The organism is Nocardioides sp., assembly GCF_016462705.1.
GTDB lineage: Bacteria > Actinomycetota > Actinomycetes > Propionibacteriales > Nocardioidaceae > Nocardioides.
Map to the genome: position 1 here is coordinate 1 of NZ_JAEMSS010000043.1, position 14,996 is coordinate 14,996.

The following is a 14,996-nucleotide window of genomic DNA, read 5'->3' on the forward strand; positions in this document are numbered from 1 at the left end:
CAGCGCCTCCTGGACGGCGTCCTCGGCCGACGCGAAGTCTGCTCCGCGCCGGACGAGGACACCGATGACCTCCGGGGTCAGGCGGCGGAGGAGCTGCTCATCCACCGTGGAAGTCGATGGCCGGGACCTCGGACATGAAGGGCCGCACCTCGAGCCACTCGTGGATCGGCTCGCCGTTCGGCCCCGGGGCCGCGGACAGCTCGGCCGCCAGCTCGTAGGCGCGCTCCTGGGTGTCGACGTCGATGATCATCCACCCGGCGATGAGGTCCTTGGTCTCCGCGAACGGGCCATCGACCACGGGCGGCTTGCCCTCGCCGTCGTACCGCACCCAGGCGCCGCCCGGAGCCAGCGCGTCGGCGCTGACGAACTCGCCGGTCGACTCGAGCTTGGCGGCGAAGTCCCGCATGAACTGGATGTGGGCGCTGACCTCGTCCGGCGTCCACTGGTCCATCGGCGGGCAGTCGATCGTGCTGCCGGACGGACCGCCGGTGTAGTGCTTGAGCATCAGGTACTTCACGATGGTCTCCTCGGTGTGGTGCGGCCCATTCTGGCCGCGCTCATCCCAGGGACGGAGCCGCCTGACCGATCTCGACATCGGCTCCGGGGGTTTCTGCCGCTCTCCTCCTAGGCTGACACGGTGGGCGACCCGGAGGACCTGTTCGCGGGCTTCCCCGACTCGCTGCAGACCTATCGGGTGGTCGCGGGCGTGGTCGCCGGGCTCGGCCGGACGACGACGGTGGTGTCCAAGAGCCAGGTCGCGTTCAGGCGCCGTCGTGGGTTCGCCTACGTCTGGCGGCCCGGTCAGTACGTCAGCAGCGACGTGCCGGCCGTCCTGTCCATCGCCCTGCCTCACGAGGTGCGGTCCACGCGGTGGAAGGAGGTCGTGCACCCCTCGGCCCGGACCTGGATGCACCACCTCGAGCTCCGGTCGGCCGCCGACGTGGACGACGAGGTCCGCGGCTGGCTGCGCGAGGCGTACGCCGCGGCCGGGTGACCCGGCCTCGTCCTAGGGTGCACGCATGGGTGGCTCGTGGGCGCGCGCGTTCGTGGTCGGTGGCTCGGAGGGGATCGGCCTGGCGGTCGCGCAGCGGCTGGCCGCCAGGGGCACCGAGGTCGCGGTGTTCGGGCGGTCCGCGGACAAGCTGCGCGCGGCCCGGGAGTCGCTCGGCGCCACGGCGTACACCGGGCAGCTGGACGTGACCGACGCGGCGGCCACCACGGCGGTGCTCGACCGAGCGGTCGACGACCTCGGCACGCCGGACCTGGTCGTGACCACGGCCGGCTTCGCCCGGGCCGAGTGGTTCCACGAGGCGCCGCTCGACAACGTCCGGGCGATGATGGAGACCAACTACCTGGGCACGGTGCACGTCTGCCACGCCCTGGTCCCGCACCTCGTCGCGGCCGGCCGGGGCACGATCGTGACGACGTCCTCCATGGCGGGGGTGACCGGGGTCTTCGGGTACGCCGGCTACTCGGCGTCCAAGTTCGCGGTCGTCGGCTTCAGCGAGGCCCTGCGCCGTGAGCTGCGGCCGCACGGTGTCCACGTGGCGACGCTGTGCCCGCCCAACACCCGCACGCCCGGTTTCGACGAGGAGAACCGGACCAAGCCGGCCGAGGTGCTGGCGGCCGAGGAGAAGGTCCGGACCCTCGAGCCCGAGCAGGTCGCCGACCACCTGCTCAAGGTGCTGCCGTCGCAGCCCCGCCTGGTCATCCCGAGCCTCGACGGGCGCCTCGGTCACGCGGTGGTCCGGCACCTGCCGCGGCTGGCGGAGCGGATGCTGCGGCGCGGCGGCTAGAGGTCCAGCGCGCTGGGATCCGCCGGGACGTCGACGGCGTGCTGCCGCAGCACCTCGATCGGGATCAGCCGGAGCACGGACTCGTTGGTGGAGGCGAGCACGACCGGAGCGGCGGCCCCGTCGTCGTGGGCGCGCGCCCAGTTGTGGGCGGTGACGCACCAGCGGTCCCCGGGGACCAGCCCGGGGAAGCGGAACTCGGGACGCGGCGTGGTGAGGTCGTTGCCGATGCTCGCCTGGTGGACGAGGAACTCCGCGCTGACCACCGCGCAGATCGTGTGCATGACCCGGTCGTCGCCGCCGGTGTGGCAGCAGCCGTCGCGGAGGAACCCGGTCATCGGCTCGGTGCCGCAGGGCTCGAGCTCCTCGCCCAGCACGTTGCGCTCGCTCACGGGGCCATTCACGGGGCCAGTGTCACCCCCGGGGTCGGGCGCGGAGCCACCGGTGCCCGTAACCCTCGAGCGTCAGCTCCACGACGCCGCCGGCCGAGACCTCGACCTCCTCGTGGGCGAACAGGTCCGCGAGGCTGGCCGGGTCGCCGTCGCCCAGGACCTCGGCGCCGAGCTGGAGCCGGCAGGTCACCGGCTCGGCGGCGAGGTTGTGCACGGCGACCACCGAGGATCCCTGCCAGCTGCACCGGTGGGCGAGGACCTGCCGGTGCGGCTGGTCGAGGACCGCGAACTCGCCCCACCCGAGCTCCGGGCACTCCCGGTAGGTCTGGATGAGATCGCGGATGAAGGTCCACAGCGAGTCCGGGTCCCGCTTCTGGTCCGAGACGTTGACGTGCTGGGGGCCGTAGCCGTCGGGCACGACCCGCTGGACCAGCCGACGCGGGGCGGCGGAGGAGAAACCGCCGGTGGGCGTGGGCTCCCACTGCATCGGCGTACGCACCGCCATCCGGCCCTCGGCCTCGAGGTCCTCGCCCATCCCGATCTCCTCGCCGTAGTACAAGGTCGGCGTGCCCGGCAGGCTGAACAGCAGGCTGTAGACCATGCGGGTCCGGCGCGGGTCGCCGTCCAGCATGGGCGGCAGCCGGCGCTTGAGCCCACGGCCGTAGATCTGCATCTCCGGGTCCGGGCCGAACGCGGCGAACACCTCCTGCCGCTCCGTCTCGCTGAGCTTGTCGAGGGTCAGCTCGTCGTGGTTGCGCACGAACGTCGCCCACTGGCAGTCCGGGTGGATCCTCGGCCGGGCCTTGAGGGCCCGGGCCAGCGGACGCGAGTCCGCGCGGGCCAGCGACAGGTACATCGCCTGCATGCCGATGAAGTCGAACATCATCGTGAGCTCGTCGCCGTCGGCGCCGCCGAAGTAGGCGCGCTGCTCCTTGTGCGGCAGGTTGACCTCGCCGAGCAGGATCGCGTCCCCGCGCCGCCGGCCGAGGAAGGACCGCAGCGACCTCAGGTACTCGTGCGGGTCCCCGGGGACGTCGTCCCCCGCCGCGTCCACGTCGGACATGAGGAACGGGACGGCGTCCACGCGGAACCCGGAGAGACCCAGCTGGAGCCAGAACCCCACGGACTTCGCGATGTGGTCGCGCACCTCCGGGTTGGCGAAGTTGAGGTCGGGCTGGTGGGAGTAGAAGTGGTGCAGGTACCACTCGCCGGTGCGCTCGTCGAGCTCCCAGATGCTGTCCTCCTGGTCGGGGAACACCACCTGGTCCGAGGTGTCCGGCGGCGGGTCGGACCTCCAGACGTAGTAGTCGCGGTAGGGGTTGTCCACGCTGCGTCGGGCGGCCTTGAACCACGGGTGCCGGTCGGAGGTGTGGTTGACGACGAGGTCGGCGATGACGCGGATGCCGCGGTCGTCCGCGGCGCGCAGCAGCTCGACGAGGTCGCCGTGGGTGCCCAGCCGGCTGTCCACCCCGAACAGGTCGGTGACGTCGTAGCCGTCGTCCCGGTCCGGCGTCGGGTAGAACGGCATCAGCCACAGACAGGTGATGCCGAGCTCGGCGAGGTAGTCCATCCGCCGGGTCAGGCCGACCAGGTCACCGATCCCGTCGCCGTCCGAGTCGGAGTAGGTCTCGACGTCGACGCAGTAGATCACCGCGTTCTTCCACCACAGGTCGCCCGTGGTGACGCCCTGGAGCATGGTCAGGCCCCCCTGAGCGCGGGGAGCACGTGCTCGCCGAACGTGTCGATGAAGCGCTCCTGCGACTGCCCCACGTGGTGCAGGTAGATCTCGTCGAAGCCCGCGTCGGCGTACGACGCCAGGGTGTCGCGGTGCCGGGACAGGTCGGACGACACGTCGACGACGGTGCGGACCTGCTCGACGGTGACGTCCTCGGAGACGATGTCGAAGGCCTCGGCGGTCTCGAGGTCCCAGGCGACCGGCTCGCCGAAGACGTTGCTGCGCCACTGGTCGTGGGCGATCGACTCCGCCTCGTCCTCCGTGGGCGCCCAGGACAGGTGCACCTGCAGCGCGAGCGGTCCGGTGCCCCCGGCGTCGCGATAGGCGGCCACCTTCTCCCGCAGCTTCTCGACGGGCTGGTTGACCGTGACCATCCCCTCGCTCCAGGCGGCGACGCGGGCGGCGCTCTCGAGGGACACCGCGGGTCCCACCAGTCGCGGTCGCGGGTCGGCCAGCTCCCACAGCCGGGCCCGGTCGACGGTGACCAGCCCGTCGTGGGTGACCTCCTCGCCGTCCAGCAGCCGGCGTATCACCTCGACGCACTCCTCCAGCCGCCGGGTGCGGACCTCCTTGGGCGGCCACCGGTCGCCGGTGACGTGCTCGTTGCTCGCCTCACCGCTGCCCAGCGCCACCCAGAACCGTCCGGGGAACAGTGCGCCGAGGGTGGCGATGGCCTGCGCGTGCACGGCCGGGTGGTAGCGCTGACCGGGCGCGCTCACCGTCCCCCACGTGAGATCCGTGGTCGCCAGGGCGGCCCCGAGCCACGACCACGCGAACGCGGACTGTCCCTGCCTGCGGCTCCACGGCGAGAAGTGGTCCGAGCACATCGCCATCTCGAACCCGGCCTCCTCGGCTCGTTGGGCGTCGGCCAGCAGCTGCGCGGCGGGGATCTGCTCGTGGCTGGCGTGGAAGCCCCAGCGGGTCGGGTCGGGCATGGCGGCCCGGTACCCGCCTCCGCCCGCGCTACCGCCCGAGCAGGTCCCGGCCGCGCTCGAAGTACGCCGCGACGCCGGTCTCGTCGCCGAGCTCGGTGAGCGGCGCGGCGGCCCCGAACGGCGCGTTCCAGAACGGGCCGTCCAGACCGTCCCGGTCCCACGGGCCCACGTAGGCGTAGGGAACCTCGACGTAGCCGTCGCCCGGCGAGACCCCGTAGTTGACCTCGTCGACGCTGATGCCGACGTCGAAGTGCTCCGGCCAGAGGACGGCGTCGGTCGCCGGGGAGTACGCCGCCAGCGCGGCCGCGCCGATGCGCAGGGCCTCGGCGATCTCACCGGCGGACCGGGCGTCGACGCTGAGGAGGTCGCCGGGGCCGAGATCGGTGTGGTCCTTCTGGATGTCGCCGAGCGGTCGCGGCGTCACCCCCGCGTCCTGCGCGACCTCGCCGATCGACCGGCCGTCGAGCAGGATCTCCTTCGAGCCCGCCAGCAGCGCGGCGCCGACGACCGCCAGCTCGGGCTCGGCGATGGTCGCGAAGCCGCCGGGCGACACCCGCAGCCGCAACGTGCCGCTGGCGTCGTACTGGGGTCCGGCGAGCAGCAGCTCGGCGACGGCGTGCAGCGACAGTCGGGTGCGGACCAGCGCGGTCTCGGGCGTCATGGACCCAGTGTGGTCCCGCACCGGGGGACCGGTCACAGCATCCGTCTCACCTGTTGGTGCATCAGCTGCTCGGCCACCGGGGTGCGGACGTAGAGGACCTCGCGTCCGGACTTGCGGGAGTCCAGCAGCCCCGAGGCGGACATCACGGCCAGGTGCGCGCTGACCGTGGCCGGCGCGAGATGGAGCGACCTGGCGAGCCAGGTGGTGCTCCGGGGGACGACCAGGTGCTCCAGGATCGCGGCGCGGGACCGGCCGATCAGGCTGGACAGCGACAGCCGGTTCTCCCGGGGCTGCTCCCACAGCCGGCCCGACCCCCGGGCGGCGTACGAGACGACCGGCTGCGCGGTCTCGTACTCGACCGAGACCCACGGCCAGAGGAACACCGACGGCACGAACCACACTCCGGCCCCCGTGGCCTCGACCGCGATGTCGTGCTCGGCCATGTCGACCCGGATCTCCGACTCGGCGTAGGAGAGCTTCTCGTGGAGCTCGTCGATCGCCACGCCGAGGCCGTGCTCCAGCATCGACGCCCGGCGGTGCGCGATGTCGGCCTCGGTGATGGCGACCACGCGGTCCCACAGCGGTGCCAGCACCGCGTGGTGGTAGCCGACGAGCGCCGTCGTGAGCCGGTCGACGAACTCCTCGGGCTCCAGGTGCGCGTAGGTGCTGGACGGTGCCAGCTGGCGCAGCATCAGCAGGTCGTTGCGGACGACGGCCGGGTCGGTCCCACGCAGCGCCTCGTACTGCGCGACCGGGTCGTGGATGCTGCCCGCCGGGACCGGGCCGAAGGTGTCCGGCACCCACTTGCACGGCTCCGCCAGCTCGAGCAGCATCCCGAGCTCGAACGACGGACGGGCCGGGAGCAGCTGCTCCAGCCGCGAGTGCAGCTGGTGCCAGCGCGGGTGCACGACGGCGCGGATGCTGGAGAAGGCCTCCCAGACCGCGTTGGGGGCGAACCGGAGCGCGGCGACGTCCTCGGTGCTGACCGCGATCCTGAGCAACGGCGCCTGACCCCCTCCGGTGTGCTCGGAACGCTAGTCAGAGGGGGTCAGCGCGAACTATCGATCTCGTAACGGGCCGGTCTCGGTCCCGTCGATTTGGTCACGGGCAGGTCACGGGTGGTCGCGGCCGGGGCTCGGTCGGCCGGGACCCGAGGGAAAGGCTCGGGTCCCGGCCGGCCTCTCGATCAGTCCTGGGTCAGCCAGATGTTCCTGAAGGTCGGCATCCCCAGGACCAGGTCGTCGAAGTGGCCGTTGACGTTGGACCCGTGGACCTGGATCACCCCGTCGTAGGTCAGCGGGATCACCGGGAGGTAGGTCTCCGCGATGAACTTGTCCAGCTCTCCCCAGGCGTCAGCCTGGTCCTCGATCGGGAGGGCGAGCACGTCGTCGATCCGCTGGTCGACCTCCGGCTCGGAGAACAGCGCGTAGTTGTTGCTGATCTGGCCCAGCGTCGCGACGTCCTCGGTCTTGAGCAGCGGCGGGAACCACGAGCCGCCCGACGGCCAGTCCGCGCACCAGCCGGCGCTCCGGATGTTGATGTCGCTGTCCGGGTCCTCGCGGTCGGTGGTCAGGTTCTCCGTGGTCGTCGGCACGGGCGTCGCCGTGAAGCCCGCCTCCTCGAGCCCCTTGACGATCGCGTCCTTGGCGTTGACCGCGTCCGGGTCGTCACTGGGGAAGAGGAACTTGAGCTCGTAGCCGAGCGCGCCGGACTGCTCGAGCAGCGCCCGGGCCGCGGCCGGGTCCGGTGTGCCCGGTTCGAGGCCCTCGACCGCGGTGTACTCCACCCGGCCCGGGGTGCCGGGAGGCAGCAGCGTGTCGGCCGGGTAGCGGTTGACCCCCTCGATGAGGCCCTGCGCCTTGACCGCCGACCGGGTCGGGTAGGCCAGCGCGATCGCGCGCCGGATGTTGATGTCGGTGATCTTGCGGTAGTCCGGTGCCCAGTAGCGGGTGCACGGCGTGGGGCCCGGCACCAGCCGGTCGGCGGCCTGCTCCTGGAAGTTGCGGTAGTCCGTGCCGAGGACGTCGTCGAAGGTCAGCGTGTCCTTCGCGTCGCCCTGGTCGTTGAGCAGCACCTCGTCGATCCGCTCGCTCGGCACCGTGAAGTCGAACTCGTAGCCGTCCGGGTAGGCCGTGCGTCCCGGGTCGGTCGCCGGGTCCCACTGGTCGTTGCGGACCAGTGTGAGCGACTTCTTGGGCGTGTAGTCGGCGATCTTGTAGGGGCCCGTGGCCAGCGGACGGTTGGCGTAGGCCACGGGGTCCGCCGCCTTGTCGGCGGGGATCGGCCCGTTGGCGGGGAACGCGCCCCAGTAGGGCATGTCCGGGAAGGGCTTGGACATCGTGACGGTGATGGTGCTGCCGTCCACGGCGATCGAGTCCAGCTGCGCGCCGTCGCCGGTGTAGGGGCCGGGGTAGTCCGCGCCGCCGGCGTAGTACTCCGCGGCGTACGCCCCCGGGGACTCCGGGAACGTCTCGAGGTCCATGGTCCGCTCCATGCCGTACTTGACGTCCTCGGCCGTGACGGGGGTGCCGTCCTCGTACTTCACGCCGTCGCGGATCGTGAACGACCACTCGGTGAAGTCCTCGTTGGGGGTGCCGAGGTCGGTGGCGAGGTCGGGCACGAGCACCGCCTGCTGGGTCTCCTCGTCGTAGACGAACTGGGTCAGCGACCGGTTGAGGAGCGCGGTGGCGATCGCGTTGGTGTGGGTGTAGTAGATCTCGCTGGGGTCCATCGTCTCCAGCGGCGTGAACGAGACGACCTTGACGGTGCCGCCCTCCTGGGCGCCCTCGATCTCCACCGGGCCCTCGCGCTCCGGGTCGGTGAAGTTGCCGGTGTCGGCGAGGTCGGTCGGTGCCGCCGACGCCGCCCCGCCGTCGCCGTCTCCGTCGCTGCCCCCGTCTCCGCCGCAGCCGCTCAGGGCGAGCGCTCCCGCGACGGACAGGCCGATCAGTGCCTGGCTCGTCCTTCTCGTCGGTCTTCTCATCGGTGCCGCCACCTTCCTGGTTGTGTCCGAGCGCGCAGTATCAGGCGGTCGAGCGGGCCGATTCGACGATTCGGTCGTGGCCGAATCCGGCCGCTCGGTATCAGGGACGGCGCCCGCCGCTCCTCACCGTGGTGGGTGGCGACCGAGGTAGAGGCTCGCCTCGCATCACGAACGATCGACGAGGTACGGCTTGCGACTGTTCTTAACCTGGGAGCGCTTGCGTGTTCACGTGGCTCACCTAGGTTTCGAGCAGCGGAGGACGACGGGGGACACAACGGGGAGCTGCACCCACGCTCAGGTGGTCGGTCCCGGGGGGACCGGCACTCGGGACACCTCGAGCAAGACGCGTGGGCCGGGGGTCTGGGGGGACCCGAGGCATGACGAACGACGATTCCGACAACCGCATCTCCACCCTGTGCCACGACCTGCGCCAGAACGTCGCGGCCGGCCTCATGCTGACGACCGAGCGCCCGGGTGACGACGCGCTGCCCGACGGCGTCCGCGAGCGGCTCCAGCTGGCCGCGGAGCAGCTGCGGGCCCTCGCGGAGGCACTCGCCGCGCAGAGCATCCCGCAGATGCGCGTGACCGATCTGGCCGACCTGGCCGCGGAGTGCGCGCGGACGGCGGCATCGGCGCACGACGTCCGGGTCGCCCTGCTGGTCGAGGCTCGCCCGACGATCTACGTCGAGCCCAGCTCGGTGCGCCGGGCCGTGAACAACCTGCTGGACAACGCGGTGCGCGCCACCCGCAGCAGGTCGGTCGAGGTGCACGTGCGGTGCCACCGCGGGTACGCCGCGGTCGAGGTGCACGACGACGGGCTCGGGTTCGGGACCATCCCCGCCCGGACCGGGTGGGGCCTCGCCCAGGTCCGGGCGACCAGCGACGCCCACGGCGGTCTCCTCGAACGCGGCTCGTCGCGCACGGGTGGCACCATGATGCGGCTGTCGCTCCCGCTGCCGCGCGGCGTTCCCGGGCGAGCAGCGTGATGCGGGTCGTCCTCTGCGACGACCACACCCTGTTCACCGACGCGCTGGCCGCCCAGCTGGCGTCGCGGGGACACGAGGTGGTCGCGACCCTCACCGATCCGGGGACCCTGGGGCACGCCGTCCTGGGCACCCGTCCCGATGTCGTGCTGCTCGACCTGTCGTTCCCGACGGGGTCCGGGCTCGACGCGGCCAGGACGCTGCGCGACGCCGGGTCGAGCGTGCGGGTGGTGCTCTGCACCGGGGAGACCCTGACCACGCTGACGTCGGCCACGCGGCCGGTGCGGACAGCGCTGCGGGACGGGACGCTCGACGCGCTGGTCGAGAAGACCGCCGACGTCACCGCGATCGAGGCAGCGCTGCTGGGCGGCACCGGACGGGCCCACGACCTGGCCCCGCGGGACCCCAAGGCCGCGTGGCGGCTGACACCGCGCGAGACCGACGTCCTGGCGGCGCTGGCGCAGGGCCTCAGCACGACCAAGACGGCCGAGCGGCTGGGCATCGCACCCAGCACGGTGCACGCCCACGTGCGGAGCGCGATGCTGCGCCTCGACGTGCGCAGCCGCTACGAGGCCGTCCACCAGTTCGTGGTGGCGAGCGGCCAGGTGACGCATCCCGGTCACGGTGCCGGTCACGGGTCCAGTCGTGGGTCGAGTCATGCCCGGGCCACCGCCCGCCGGTGACGCGCGCGTCCCGCGACGGACCCGCCCGGCGCGGGTCCTGGTCGTCGACGACCACCGGGTGTTCGCCGGGGCCCTGGGCGCGCGCCTCCAGGACGAGGCGGACTACGAGGTCGTCGGGATCGCCCACACCAGCACCCAGGCGTTGACGCTCCTGCGGGCGACCCGTCCCGACCTGGTGCTCCTCGACTACCGGCTGGGGGAGGGCACCTGCCTCGACGTGCTCGGCGAGGTCGACTCCGGTGGGAGGGCGGTGGCCGTCGTCGTCTCCGGCGTCGTCGACATCCCCGACGTGGTGGCCGGCCTCGCCGCCGGGGCGCGCGCGTGGGTGCGCAAGGACGCGTCGTACGCCGAGCTGTTGGACGCCATGGCCCAGGCGCTCTCCGAGGACGGGGTCTGGATCTCGGCGCCCCTGGTCGGGCCGCTGATGCGGGAGCTGCTCGACCGCGTCGAGCCCCGCCGGCGGCCGCGCACCTTCCTCGACGACCTGACGGTGCGGCAGCGGGAGGTGCTCGACCTGCTCCTCCACGGCTCGACCCGCGCCGAGGTCGCCGCGCGGCTGGTGCTGTCGCCGAACACCGTGCGGACCCACATCCAGGACCTGCTCCGTCGTTCGGGTTCCAGCTCGACGCTGGAGCTGCTCGCGAAGGCCCGCGCGGCGGGCGCGAGATGACCCCCGAGACGACCCCCGAGACGACCCCCGAGATGACGGAGGGACCTGGGGCGCCGGCCGGGCACCGGGGGACAGGACCCGGCCGGAGCCCGAGGCCCCTCCGTCCCGTCCCTGACTAGCCGACCCTCCGCAGCCGGCGCAGCCGGAGGGGTCCGCCGCGCGCCGGTCCGGACGAGGGCCGGTCCGCCGCGCCGGGCGCCGGGACCCGGGCGTAGTCGTCCTCCAGCCGCTCGATGTCGTCCTCGTCGAAGACCCCCAGCGCGATCTCGAGGAACCGCCCCGGGGCATCGTGCGGGTTCGACACCCGGTGCGCCGTGCCGCGGGGGATCCAGACGTGCTCGCCCACCTCGGGCGAATGGGTGACCGAGTCCACCTCGACGCACAGGTGCGGGTCGATCATCTGCCACCACTCGTCCCGTCCGGCGTGCCGCTGGAGGGAGAGCCGCTGGCCCGGCGCGACGGTGATCACCTTGACGCTCACCTGCCGGTTGAGCACCAGGAGCTCGAACCGGCCCCAGGGGCGGTCCTCGAGGTAGGAGCTCGGTTCGAGCGGGGTCTCGTCGTGCGGGCTCTCGTCGTGCGGCAGCTGGTGGGCGATGCTCATCGGGTCTCCTTCGTCGTTCGTTCGGTCTTCTCGCACGCGACGGTGTCCCCGTCCGGGTCGAGTCCCTGGGTGTCCTCGCCGACGACCTTCAGGCCGCGGCGCAGGTATCCCTCCCGCCGCAGCGCCGCGCAGGTGACGGCCTCGCCGGCGGCCTTCCCCAGGTCCGGCGCGCGCCGGGCGAGGGTCGGTACGCAGACGCTGGCCCGGCGGCCCCGGTAGTTGTGGTCGCAGCCGTCGCCGAGGGTGGTCGCGGTGACCTGCGGGCCGCCGTCGGGTCCGTAGTCGATCTCGCCCGGGCGCAGGCCGTTCTCGTCCGGTGCCCACCAGGGCGCCTCCGCGTCCGCCTGCTTGCCGTCCTCGCAGCAGCACAGCTCCGGTAGCCCGGGGACGCACTGCGCGGCCGGGTCCGCGGCGTGACCCTCGTGGTGGACCGCCTGGCTCACCGCACCGGTGGGCGTGCCCGCCCGGGCGGCTGAGCCCGGCTGGGTGGGGACCTCGACCCAGCTGGCCACGGAGGGCACGCCGGCCTGGTCGGTGACGACCAGCATGTACGGGCCGGGCGGCAGCAGGTTGGGGTTGTCCGGCACGTCGAGGCTGAGGCCCGCGGCGGTCTCCGTGAACGGCACGTCCACCAGGCGCAGGTTCGGGTCGAACTGGTGCGTCACCGAGCCCGCCCTGATCAGCGACACGTCCCGGACCCCTCGGGGCGCGGTCACGGCGACGTCGTACGTCGAGCCGTTGTCCATGACCTCGGGCGCGGCGTCGATGGTGGGCCGCGGGCCCTTGAACAGGTAGCCGGGGGAGTAGATCGAGATCCGCATCTCGAAGGTGCCCTCGTCGGGGTTGGAGCCGATGACCGCGACCCGGCCGTCGGCGAGGAGCAACGCGGAGGAGTGGTAGAGCCGGTCGATGGCAGGAGTGCCCGGCACCGGGGTGAACGTGTTGCTCGCCGGGTCGTAGATGCTGGTCTCGTGCTTGGGGTTGGTGTTGATCGCCTCGGCGCCACCGGTCTCGAGCACCGTCCGGTCGGGCAGGATCGCCGCGTTGACGTACATCTTCGTCGTCGGTAGCGGCGGCCCCTCGTAGTGCTGGCCCGTGGCCAGGTCGTGCAGGTAGGTGCTCGCGGTGGCCGTCTGCCCGCTGTAGCTGTTGCCGCCACCGAGGACCATCACCGTCTGGTCCTGGGCCGGCGGCAGCAGCACCGACGCGGACTGGTCACGCAGGTCCGGGTGGCTCAGCGGCAGGTCCTGCACGGTGTCGGTCTCGAGGTCCCACGTGGCCGACCCGGGGAGCGCGTTGCCGAAGGTGTTGGTGCCCGAGTAGAAGAGCTGCCCGTCGTCCATCAGGTGCAGGGACGGGTAGAGGCCCCAGAAGGCCCAGCGCTGGGACACGTCGTCCAGCCAGCTCCTGGTCTCGGAGTCGAACCGCTCCACCAGCACGGCGCCGCCGTTGCCGCTCTCGTCGAGGCCGCCGACGACGTTGATGTCGCCGTTGCCGAGCATGGTCAGCGTCGGGTACCAGCGACCGGCCTGCATGTCGGGGAGCTTGACGAAGCGGTTCTGCTCGACGTCGAACTCGTAGTTGCTCGCCAGGCCTCCGAAGCCGTGTGCCGCGTTCGGGTAGAACTTGTTGCCACCCGCGAGCATCACGTTGCCGTCGGCCAGGTGCGCGTGGCCCGAGCAGAACATGTCCTCGGGGACGGGGATGTCCTCGAAGGTGTTGGCGACGGGGTCCCAGACCGAGGCCGTGAAGGTTCCGGCCGCGAACATCACCTGGTTGTTGCCGGAGCCGGCGACCATGAGCACCTTGCCGCCCGGCAGCAGGGTCGAGTGGATGGAGCGGACCGGAGCGTCGGTCGGGTTCTGCGTCCACTCGCCGGTGACCGACCGCGGGTCGGGAGCGTCGCTCTTGAGGTAGCGCGCCTTGGCGAGCGCGTCGCCGTAGGCCTCGTAGTACTCGACGGTGAGGGTGTGCGCGCCCGCGGTGACACCGACGGTCTCGGTGTAGGCCGCCGCGCTCTGGTCCTTCCACCCGTCGATGACGACGGTGTCGTCGAGCGAGACCCGGATGCCGTCGTCGGCGTCCGCGCGGAACTCGTAGCTGCCCGCCTGGAGGGTGACCGTCTTGGTCCACCGCGCCGAGAACTTGTTGACGGGCAGCGCGGGGTCGGGAGCCCCGGCGTTCCAGTCGAAGTCGATCGCGTCGTCGCACCGCTCCACCACCGGTGCGCCGGCCAGCCCCTGCCCGGCGTAGAACGACGCCGCCCACTGGTCCGGCTCGCAGTCCGTCGACCCGCCGGGTGTGGGACGGACCCGGGCGGAGACGGTGGCGTCGCCGTACGCCTCGTAGTACTCCACCACGACCGTGTGCGGTCCCGCGGTGACCGGGACGGTCTCGGAGTAGGTGACGCCGCTCTGGTCGGCCCACCCGTCCACGACCACGGCGCCGTCGAGGCGGATCCGGACGCCGTCGTCGGCGGTCGCCGAGAAGTCGTAGCTCCCGGCGTCGAATTCGATCGTCCTCGTCCAGCGGGCCGAGAACTTGTTGGCCGGCAGCGCCGGGTCGGGCGCGCCGGCGCCCCAGTCGAAGTCGACGGCCGCGTCGCAGCGCTGGACCACGGCCTCGCCCGCGAGGGCCTGGCCCGTGAAGAGCTCGGCGGTCCACACGGAGGGCTCGCAGCCTCCTACCGGCGCGGCGACGCGCAGGTAGGAGGCGCGAGCCTCCGCATCCCCCCAGGCCTCGTAGTACTCGACGACGACCGTGTGCTGACCGGCGGTCAGCGGGACGGTGGCGGCGTAGGTGGCCGAGCTCTGGTCGGCCCAGCCGTTGAGGACGAGGTCGCCGTCGACGAAGACCCGGATGCCGTCGTCGGCGGTGGCGGTGAACCGGTGGTCGCCCGCCTCGAAGGTGTCGGTCCGGGTCCATCTCGCGGAGAACTGGTTGGTCCCGACGCCGGGCCCCGGGGCGGCCGCGGTCCAGTCGAAGTCCACCGCCGGGTCGCACCGCTCGAGGACCGGCGCGCCCGCGAGCCCGGTGCCGTCGAAGAACTCCGCGGCCCACTCACCCGGGTCGCACGTGGGTGCCGCGGTGGCGCTCACGGTGGGGGCGGCCAGCCCCGCGGCGGCCACGACGAGCGCCGTGGCGGCCAGCCGGAGTCGCCGGAGGCTCATGCCGCCGCTCCCAGTGCGAGGGACGGGTCTGCGTCGGGCTCGGCCCCGCGCTGGACCGGGTGCGGCCGGTAGACGACCTGCGACACGAAGAGGTAGCGGCCGACGAACGCGACGGCGATGGTGAGCGCCTGGGCGAGCACCGCGCCGACACCGAGCATCTCGACGAGCAGCACGAGGAACGGCAGCCGGACCAGGGCCTCGACGTTGTTGAAGGCGATGGAGTGCGCGGCCCGGCTGGGCAGCGTGCGCCGTCCGGCGCGCCGGTCGGCGAAGACGAAGCGCTCTTGAAGCAGGAAGTTGCCCAGGATCGAGACCTCGGCGGCCGCGACCGCCGCGACGACGTAGTTCGCGCCCGCCGCGAGCAGCAGCGTCATGGTCAGCAGGTTG

The 14,996-nt window shown here is 72.4% G+C and carries 15 protein-coding genes; 5 read left to right on the plus strand and 10 right to left on the minus strand.

All coding sequences use genetic code 11. The features are described from left to right. Window positions 1-97: 97 nt before the first annotated feature. On the minus strand, window positions 98-517 hold the full coding sequence (locus tag JHD21_RS07650; RefSeq protein WP_292673062.1) for a YciI family protein: 420 nt from the start codon (window positions 515-517) through the stop codon (window positions 98-100). 120 nt (window positions 518-637) lie between these two features. Between JHD21_RS07650 and JHD21_RS07655 the strand changes: the two genes are divergently transcribed. Together JHD21_RS07655 and JHD21_RS07660 are read left to right on the plus strand one after the other, a co-directional pair. Continuing rightward, window positions 638-994 carry a DUF5655 domain-containing protein gene (locus tag JHD21_RS07655; RefSeq protein ID WP_292673064.1) on the plus strand — a complete coding sequence of 119 codons (357 nt, stop codon included), beginning with the start codon at window positions 638-640 and terminating at the stop codon, window positions 992-994. A 25-nt stretch (window positions 995-1,019) separates the two neighbouring features. Further along, window positions 1,020-1,796 carry an SDR family oxidoreductase gene (locus tag JHD21_RS07660; RefSeq protein ID WP_292673067.1) on the plus strand — a complete coding sequence of 259 codons (777 nt, stop codon included), beginning with the start codon at window positions 1,020-1,022 and terminating at the stop codon, window positions 1,794-1,796. On the opposite strand, the gene JHD21_RS07665 is transcribed toward JHD21_RS07660, so the two are convergent. The 6 genes from JHD21_RS07665 to JHD21_RS07690 form a co-directional block, all read right to left on the minus strand. Next, complete coding sequence (locus tag JHD21_RS07665) at window positions 1,793-2,185, minus strand: DUF2237 domain-containing protein (RefSeq protein ID WP_292673069.1); 393 nt, start codon at window positions 2,183-2,185, stop codon at window positions 1,793-1,795. The genes JHD21_RS07660 and JHD21_RS07665 overlap by 4 nt on opposite strands. A gap of 22 nt (window positions 2,186-2,207) precedes the next feature. Then, a complete protein-coding gene (locus JHD21_RS07670) occupies window positions 2,208-3,881 on the minus strand; it encodes an alpha-amylase family protein (RefSeq protein WP_292673071.1) in 1,674 nt (557 codons plus the stop codon). A 2-nt stretch (window positions 3,882-3,883) separates the two neighbouring features. Beyond that, the gene (locus tag JHD21_RS07675; protein WP_292673072.1) at window positions 3,884-4,855 is read right to left on the minus strand and encodes a TIGR03885 family FMN-dependent LLM class oxidoreductase; all 972 of its coding nucleotides are present in this window, start codon (window positions 4,853-4,855) and stop codon (window positions 3,884-3,886) included. Between the two features lie 28 nt (window positions 4,856-4,883). Continuing rightward, complete coding sequence (locus tag JHD21_RS07680; protein WP_292673073.1) at window positions 4,884-5,516, minus strand: hypothetical protein; 633 nt, start codon at window positions 5,514-5,516, stop codon at window positions 4,884-4,886. Between the two features lie 32 nt (window positions 5,517-5,548). Then, window positions 5,549-6,517, minus strand: coding sequence for a DUF5937 family protein (locus JHD21_RS07685; protein ID WP_292673074.1), 969 nt, complete (start codon window positions 6,515-6,517; stop codon window positions 5,549-5,551). Between the two features lie 185 nt (window positions 6,518-6,702). Next, complete coding sequence (locus tag JHD21_RS07690) at window positions 6,703-8,499, minus strand: ABC transporter substrate-binding protein (RefSeq protein WP_292673075.1); 1,797 nt, start codon at window positions 8,497-8,499, stop codon at window positions 6,703-6,705. Window positions 8,500-8,876: 377 nt separating this feature from the next. Here JHD21_RS07690 and JHD21_RS07695 point away from each other — a divergent pair, with 377 nt between their 5' ends. From JHD21_RS07695 to JHD21_RS07705, 3 genes are read left to right on the plus strand one after another with little or no spacing between them, the layout of a single operon-like run. After that, the gene (locus JHD21_RS07695; protein ID WP_292673078.1) at window positions 8,877-9,485 is read left to right on the plus strand and encodes a HAMP domain-containing sensor histidine kinase; all 609 of its coding nucleotides are present in this window, start codon (window positions 8,877-8,879) and stop codon (window positions 9,483-9,485) included. After that, window positions 9,485-10,165, plus strand: coding sequence for a response regulator transcription factor (locus JHD21_RS07700; RefSeq protein ID WP_292673080.1), 681 nt, complete (start codon window positions 9,485-9,487; stop codon window positions 10,163-10,165). Before JHD21_RS07695 ends, JHD21_RS07700 begins: the two co-directional genes overlap by 1 nt. After that, window positions 10,140-10,835, plus strand: coding sequence for a response regulator transcription factor (locus JHD21_RS07705; RefSeq protein WP_292673082.1), 696 nt, complete (start codon window positions 10,140-10,142; stop codon window positions 10,833-10,835). Before JHD21_RS07700 ends, JHD21_RS07705 begins: the two co-directional genes overlap by 26 nt. A gap of 115 nt (window positions 10,836-10,950) precedes the next feature. Here JHD21_RS07705 and JHD21_RS07710 read toward each other — a convergent pair whose 3' ends face one another. The 3 genes from JHD21_RS07710 to JHD21_RS07720 all read right to left on the minus strand — a co-directional run. Next, window positions 10,951-11,439 (minus strand): phosphomannose isomerase type II C-terminal cupin domain, encoded by a 489-nt coding sequence (locus tag JHD21_RS07710; protein ID WP_292673086.1) that lies wholly within the window; start codon window positions 11,437-11,439, stop codon window positions 10,951-10,953. Beyond that, window positions 11,436-14,609 carry a PA14 domain-containing protein gene (locus JHD21_RS07715; protein ID WP_292673089.1) on the minus strand — a complete coding sequence of 1,058 codons (3,174 nt, stop codon included), beginning with the start codon at window positions 14,607-14,609 and terminating at the stop codon, window positions 11,436-11,438. The genes JHD21_RS07710 and JHD21_RS07715 overlap by 4 nt, the downstream gene beginning before the upstream one ends. Then, window positions 14,606-14,996: GtrA family protein (locus tag JHD21_RS07720; RefSeq protein ID WP_292673093.1), on the minus strand; the 391-nt coding region annotated here is incomplete at its 5' end. The genes JHD21_RS07715 and JHD21_RS07720, both read right to left, overlap by 4 nt.